Here is a 7,534-nt window from a genome sequence, read left to right as displayed (position 1 = left end):
ATCTTTGATCAATTTAACGAATTAAATTGCACTATAACGTCGTTAAAAATTTTTTATTTAGAACAACTAGATACAAAAATTTTTGCCTAGTTCTAGCGTAATTTTCTTAACGTTAAATAGACCCCGTATATAAGCAGGTTGGTATTATTATCGAGATAGTATTAAACCAATACCGTTACTTCTTAACCTTACCCTTAAGAACATAAATTTCACCATCGAAACTGCCTTGTATCGTCAGTCCTTGGCTTGCCAACTCTTGCAAATATTCAACATGATCATCAGTGATATGCTGGCCTGGGACTAAAAGCGGAATGCCCGGTGGGTATGGAGTAACTAAACCTGCACAAATACGGTTGTTACTTTTGCTAATAGGCACAGATTCGCGGTCGCCATAAAAAGCATCGCTTGGAATACACGCCAAGTCTATGGCTGGTAAATTTTCAGGTAAGCGAGCTCTACGCGTCGATTTCGATAGTTTTACTTTACCGCTGTCTAGCTTTTTCAATGCATTGTACAAACGAATTATTTTTGAGCGTGTGCCGCCAAGCGTCAGTAAAACCAAAATGGTGCTGTGTGTGTATTTTTCTATCTCTAGCCCAATTTCATCCAGTAGATATTTATGAATATCTTTTAATGAGTAAGGTAGCTCACTAATATCAATAAGGATCTTTAATGGGTCGTGGCCCATATTATCACCACTAAAATGCGGGAATATTTCCATAAAGTCTTGCTTAGCTAATACTTTAATTTGCTTAAGCGAGGCCATCTGTTGTTTAAACTCCTCAACATGATTTAGCAGCGCATTGAGCAGCTTATAGCCTTCCATCTCTAATTGCTTTTGGCACACGTCAAGCGATGCAATAAGCTGATATTTAGGCGATGTACTAGCGTAGATACTATAAATCTCTCGAAAGAAATCGGCATCAAAATCGGGGTCGTTAATATGAATATAAGACGCTTGAGAAAACGCCGATACTACTTTATGCGCCGAATGCGTAATGTAGTCAGCCCCTGCATGTATCGCAGAATAATGACGAAAGCTAGGATGAAACAAAGAGTATGCAAACCAAGCTTCATCTATAAATACCTTAATACCATATTGATGAGCATAATCTACGACTTGTTTTAGGTCGCTAAGTAAGCCATCGTAAGTACAACCGGTAAGCACTAGTAATTTAGCATCAGTATTGTTTTCAATTGCTAACTTGATGTCGGCCAACGATGGTGGCGCGAAAATGCCATATTTTGGGTTTAAGATACTCGCCAAATAAATAGGGTAACTGGCTGATTGCAAGATGCCATAGTGTACTGACTTATGGCAATTACGGTCGACAATTACTTTATCTCCCTTGCGCAGCAGTGTCTGCAAGATGATTTTATTTGAGGTGGATGAACCATTTGTAACAAAGTAGGTGTGTTTAACTTCAAACGTCGCCGCGGCTGATTCTTGGGCGCGACCAATAGTATTAGTGCTGTCTGATAATGAACCTAGCGAGTCTACCGAAACCGACAGGTCGCCAACAAATACATTGCGGCCGTAAAACTGATAAAAATCTTTAATGTAAGGTGAGTTTCTAAAGCTAGAACCCCCACTATGACCCGGTGTATGCCAAGAGTCGTTTGCTTCACCAACGTAACGACGATACGCCGTCCAAAATGGCGTTTCAGAGCGGTCGTCAAAATCGTTGATCATATAGCCTAAAATAGCTTCTGGGTCAGAAATCACTTCATCTTTAAAAAAGAATGATTCGATTTCTTCTGATTCGTTAACGATTTCCAGCCCTTTAGTGTCGTCGCCAATAACATAAACCGGTAACTCAAGACGAATTGCCTTTAAATCCTCGATAAAGCGGCTATACATCCGCTCACCCACTTTGTTGTGCATATCCCAGCTTAGAACCACGGCTTGAATATCACCATCTTCCTCTACACATTCCAGCGCGTGTTTAAGCTCGAGGCATTCAATAATATCGATATGAATATCGTCTCGCTCAAAGTTAGGAATGGTCTTTGATAGGTTCGTTGAAAGCCCTTGTAAAGTGGCTGGGTCTTGCTCAATTATCAAGATACGAAGTAGAGGTAGCATAGAGGGTTTCGCAATATAATTTTATAATGCTCACTAGCATAACCAAAGGAGTGTAACTTGTGAAATTAATACTTTGATAATGTTCTAATAATTATTCTATTTCATTGGCTACTACAAATAAGAGGCGCAATGAAATTCATGTGTTTTCTGTTTGCATCGTAAGCATAAAGATTTTGATTATTATCAACGACAATATACCTCCCTTTAAGTTTTATACCACTAAAGTATAAAAATCATACTTATTTGATGGGCAGTTTTGTGCCAGTGTAGGTCGAATAAGCGAAACGCCATCCGACACAGTAAAATACCTTACCAATTATTATCAGCATTTTATGTTGTCGAGTGGCTGGAGAGTGCCAGTTGCAGACGTTCGATAATGAGATTCATGAGCCAAAATTTGCTCTTATTCTCTCTTAGGGATTTTCTAATTAATTAGCTTTCACGCGTTGTTTACGGCATCTGCAACTTTTTCTGCAATTTCATATACCGTATTAGTTGCTGAATTAAGAGCAAACTTATCCACAAGCGTAGGACTCAACTTCATAATCTCATCTTTACTAATATTATGCCAAATAGGAAGAATGACTTTTTCACCCTCCATCTCTTTTGCGACTAATCCATTTAGTTCATATTGTGTCCAGTTTTTTTCGAAAAAACTTTTAGATAAAATAATTAAACCAAACCTAGATTGAGAAAGGCCTTTATCAATGGACTTCCTTAAACTATCACCAATTCTTAGTGCGTATTCATCATACCAAACTGAAACTCCCTGTTTTATGAGCTCATCTGCTAATGATTTCACAAAATCAGCTTTATCTTCAGAGGCGTGTGAAATAAATAAGTCGCTTGCTTTACCATCTTGCTTAGTTAAATCCTTAGCAAAACTGATCGGCATATTTTTTAATTGAGACAATATGTTTCCCTGAATTTTTAATTCTTCATTTAATGATTGATTAAGTGCAATATTCTTTCTTTTTTGAACTTTACCACCAAATTTTTCTTTATTTCGCTCAGCTAACTTTCTGGTTTTTTGAGCTATTTTTGACTTAACTTGTCGTCTAGCTTTAATAACAGACTTTTCTTTACTTTTTAAGGCCTTCCTTAATTTATGTATATCGTCATAAGGATCTGCATTTTTTAATTTTTTTACTGCCCACTCGAACTCTATCTCTCTAGTAATTACATTTTGTTCAAGTTTTCGTATTTCTGCATCTAGAAAGTTAACACCTTTATATTTGGGATGTTTCAAATTTATTCCTTAAATGCTTAACATTTCTTAGTGTTCGAAGGGCACATCTGAGCGGATGTAAAGCTCGCCTTTATAATCTATATAGTTTTAACAAATAACTTTAGATATTACTATCACAGTTTTCCATTGTATTTAACCAACCTCAATGGCCGGTAATCGCTCAAGGCTGCCTGTAGTTACTCTGTTTTATCTTTAAATTCACACAAGTCTTCAACAATACAGCTGCCACACTTGGGTTTACGCGCTACGCAGGTGTAGCGCCCGTGTAGTATTAGCCAATGGTGAACGTCTACTTTAAATTCTTTTGGTACTACTTTTTCAAGCTTTTGTTCTACAGCGACAACATCTTTACCCATGGCAAGCTTGGTACGGTTGGATACACGAAATATATGTGTATCTACGGCTATTACAGGCCAGCAAAAGGATAATAATAGTAGATACTTATATTGTATTGATTTACACTGTATATAACAACAGAGGTGAATCAAAAACATGAATAAGCATACTACTTTAAAACCATTACTCTATAGTTATATACGCTTTTCTACAATCGAACAGGCTAAGGGGCAGTCTTTAAATCGGCAGCTTAGTTTTGCTAAAGAGGTTGCTAAGGAAAAAGGGCTTGAGCTTGATGACTCATTATCAATGCGTGATATGGGGTTAAGTGCGTTTCATAAAACCAATATTACCCGGGGCGCTTTGGGTATATTTTTAGCGGCGGTAGAGCAGGGTAAGGTACCGGCGGGTTCTATTTTAGTGCTTGAAAGTTTGGACCGCATTTCTCGTGCTGCGCCGCTTGAAAGTCAGGGCATTATTGCACAAATTATTAATGCTGATATTACGGTGATCACGGCGGCTGACCGTAAAGAGTATAATAAAGAAACCATTAAAAAGAATCCGATGGATTTGGTTTATATTATCCTGGTGTTGATACGGGCCAATGAGGAAAGTGAAACTAAATCTCTGCGGGTTCGTTCTGCGTTGACTAAGCAATGTGATGATTGGTTAGCCGGCAAACGTGGTTTTAGGGTTAAGTGTGGTAAGCCGCCTAGCTGGGTAGTGTGGAATGATGATAAAAAGTTATTCGACTTCGATCCGCACAATAAAGCTATTATGCTGCGTAAGCTTGAATTATTTAAAAAAGGGCACGGCGGTATAAAAATAGCTGAGCTTATTAATGCAGAGTTTGGTGCGGGTACTGTTCACCACACTGGGGCTAATGTTTATAAAGAGGTAAAGCGCCGTTCGTTAATTGGTGAGCTGAATGTAAAAGTAGGCGATGCTGATTACGTTCTTGAAGGTTATTACCCGCCATTAATGAGTAAAGTTGAGTTTGATTTTTTAGTCGCAGATTCATCTAAACGAGGTGCTACGAAACACACACAAAAGTTTGTGGGGATTTTATCGGGCGTTGGTGTATTTAAATGTGGTTGTTGTGGTAAATCGGTCGGTTCGCATGTTGTTTATCGTAAAAAGTGTATTGATGAAGTAAAAAGTAGCCATAAGCGCTATGGTTGTGTTGAAGCTAGGCGCAATAATAACTGTACAATGAGTTCTACAGTGCAAATTGAAATGGTTGAAAGTGCTGTTGTTAAGTTTTGCCAGGATAAAGTAAACCTGCAACGTATATTGCTAGGGGGCAGCGACCGCGAATTAATTAATACTGAAGAATCAGCACTGGTTGCGCAGCTTGAAAAAATTAATGACGATATAAACTCACTTACAGAAACGCTTTTAATACTTGAGGGCACGCCACCACAGGCGATAGCTAATAAAATATCAGCCCTTGAAACACAAGCGCGTGACATTCAAACCCAAATAGATACCAGTAAAAACAAGCTTGCTAAAATTGACCACTCTTTTCGTGATGAAGTAACAGACCGCTGGTTATCGCTTACTAAAAACCTTGTAAAACTTTCCAATGACGAACGTTTAGCTATTCGCCAGCTAGTTAAAGATACTTTTAAAAGCATCAGTTTACAGCTAAATACATTTAGCGGCGATAAAGGTGGCCTCAATAATGTTTTTGAGCACCTATTAGGTGCCTCAAATGCTGACTACTTTGAGCTTTTACTGGAATTTCATAATGATAAGAAGCGTTTGTTGCGTCTGCATAAACATACTGGTGAGCTAGTTAGTGGTTATGACTTTTGACGTAATTACGAAGTGGCCTGACGCAAGTTTACCCTTGCAACAGGCCATATTCAATATTATTTAGTTGAAGGGCTTAGTTATTTAGGTTCTTTAAAATAATTAGGATCAATACTTGTAAACCTGGCACAAAAGGTTTTAATAATATGATCTAGCATTGCTTCAAAGACCATTAACTCAACAACCATACCTGACTGAATAATCTTACCTTTATTGGTTATTATCGCTAGCGCATATCCTTTTTGCATTTGCAGTCCATTATTATTAGAAGAAATAATTTGCATAGAAACCTTTAAGTTATTAATAAAAGAATTGGTTAGCTTGAAGGCTTAATTAATCAAACTAACAGTACTATGATAACTATTTTCAAAATTTTTCAAAATTTAGGGATGTTTTGGATATTTTTCTGAATCCCTCCGCTAAATGGGGAGTTAGATTGCATCTTGATTAAAATTCAGAGAAAAACACAAAAAATTTTTTAGATAAATAGAGAATTAAGTAATGTGTTTTGTATATTTATCAGGAAATTATTGAAGTTGGTTTATTAATTGTTCAATACTTATTACTGATAGGTAGGCTCAAGTTACTCTTCACGCTGAATTGTCTAAGCACTTAAAATATAGGTTTACTTTCTGGACTTTTTAATAACCACGACTAAAACTATTGTTAATACGGTCGCAGGTAATAACCAAATATATTCCGCCATATTATTCATCCTCAAGGTTGTACAGTGATATTCCAACATTAATGATTTTTATTATTTTTGCAAATTAAACCAACAAAACGCAATTCTTCACTTTTACCCATTGCATGGCCCTAGTTAATTTCAGGACAATTAACGAGGACAAATCATGAAAAATATTAAATCTCAATTTATTCGCCAATACGTTCGAGCCAGTAGATCTCCGTGGGATGACTGCTCTACAATTTTATTGTTAGCAGATGTAGTTAATGAACAAACATTAGAGTTAAATTTCAATAATTACATCTATTTACATAGAGATAGCGTTGGAAAAATACTTGGCATTAGTATTTCAAATAGTATGTTGGAAAAAAATCCAAGTTTTGAGAATAGGTATTTAGAAGGGCACGACATGACGCTTTTTTTACTTATCTACATAGAGCAAATAACACAGTTTTGTGAGCTGTTCTCTGAAGAGTTCCAGCAAATATTTATGCAAACGCCAACTACATTTTTTGCAGCAACAGAAAGTGATTGGGTCGATATTATCGACAATGCATAACCCCCTAAGCGAACATTTGTTCGCTTTTTTAAAAATATTTTTCGTAAACCGTTTTAAATACCCATGCCTGATTTTATTTACTAATACGTTATCGATTTTGATAACAAAACACACAAGGATAGTGAAAAAATGAAACATACATACGTATCAACATTGGATTTTTTAAATTTATTACACTCATTTAGCCGAGTAATCACCGCTAATGACCACCAGATAAACTTATTAGAATTACGCAGTGATAATGCGAATTTAGATGAGCTGTGGGAGGTTATTGGCCCTGAAATTACAGCGAATAAAACACTAAATGAGTTTGCTATGCGAAAACTTGCTTATGAGCTCATGCACAGCCTAATTAGCCACCCAGTAGAGCGTGTGGAGCTGCCGTGTGACTTCGAGGATGATGTTTATCCCTAGGGTCTAATTGAAAAAATTAACGATTGAAACTGAGGTCATAATGGTTATTTTCAAAATCAAAATAACAGCCTAATCATATCTCCCAAAATATGCCTGAATCATTATTTGCTGATTCGTTGCCCTAACTGCAATAGCGTTTAATAGGGCATTTTACTCAGTTACTGAGTATCAAACCTGGGAGGGGGTCCTGCGCAAATACAGGGTTTCGTTACGATGCCTCAAAAGCGAGGTCATTGTAATCATGTTTGGCAAGGCCATAGGTCAAATGCACAAGGGAGGTAGATTTATGTCTATCTCCCTTTTGCGTATTTCAGTAAGTCAGTTCACTCAGTAGTTTTCTTACAAATGATAGTGGCGGGGTAAAAAAATAAAAAATAAAAAATAAAAAAA

6 protein-coding genes and 1 pseudogene are annotated in these 7,534 nt (G+C 36.8%); 3 read left to right on the top strand and 4 right to left on the bottom strand.

Going from position 1 to position 7,534, the window contains the following annotated elements; genetic code table 11:
* Nucleotides 1-175 precede the first annotated feature (175 nt).
* From H5116_RS19850 to H5116_RS19840, 3 genes and pseudogenes are all read right to left on the bottom strand, one after another.
* On the bottom strand, nt 176-2,086 hold the full coding sequence (locus tag H5116_RS19850; protein ID WP_033021837.1) for an aminotransferase class V-fold PLP-dependent enzyme: 1,911 nt from the start codon (nt 2,084-2,086) through the stop codon (nt 176-178).
* A 439-nt stretch (nt 2,087-2,525) separates the two neighbouring features.
* Nucleotides 2,526-3,335, bottom strand: a complete 810-nt coding sequence (locus H5116_RS19845; protein WP_002962239.1) for a toll/interleukin-1 receptor domain-containing protein — start codon at nt 3,333-3,335, stop codon at nt 2,526-2,528.
* A gap of 176 nt (nt 3,336-3,511) precedes the next feature.
* A pseudogene (locus H5116_RS19840) lies at nt 3,512-3,760 on the bottom strand (endonuclease III); the annotation flags it as partial.
* A gap of 67 nt (nt 3,761-3,827) precedes the next feature.
* Here H5116_RS19840 and H5116_RS19835 point away from each other — a divergent pair.
* On the top strand, nt 3,828-5,489 hold the full coding sequence (locus H5116_RS19835) for a recombinase family protein (RefSeq protein ID WP_002962286.1): 1,662 nt from the start codon (nt 3,828-3,830) through the stop codon (nt 5,487-5,489).
* A 77-nt stretch (nt 5,490-5,566) separates the two neighbouring features.
* Here the strand turns inward: H5116_RS19835 and H5116_RS19830 are convergent, their stop codons facing one another.
* Nucleotides 5,567-5,770: a hypothetical protein gene (locus tag H5116_RS19830; RefSeq protein ID WP_002962287.1), complete on the bottom strand. Its 204-nt coding sequence runs from the start codon at nt 5,768-5,770 to the stop codon at nt 5,567-5,569.
* A gap of 567 nt (nt 5,771-6,337) precedes the next feature.
* Between H5116_RS19830 and H5116_RS19825 the strand changes: the two genes are divergently transcribed.
* A complete protein-coding gene (locus H5116_RS19825) occupies nt 6,338-6,730 on the top strand; it encodes a hypothetical protein (protein WP_010558040.1) in 393 nt (130 codons plus the stop codon).
* Between the two features lie 129 nt (nt 6,731-6,859).
* Complete coding sequence (locus H5116_RS19820; protein WP_002962289.1) at nt 6,860-7,144, top strand: hypothetical protein; 285 nt, start codon at nt 6,860-6,862, stop codon at nt 7,142-7,144.
* Nucleotides 7,145-7,534 lie beyond the last annotated feature (390 nt).

This window comes from Pseudoalteromonas sp. SG45-2 (assembly GCF_014164115.1).
GTDB classification, from domain to species: Bacteria; Pseudomonadota; Gammaproteobacteria; order Enterobacterales; family Alteromonadaceae; genus Pseudoalteromonas; species Pseudoalteromonas distincta.
The sequence above is the reverse complement of the archived record's forward strand: the minus strand, read 5'-3'. Positions and strand labels throughout refer to the sequence as shown.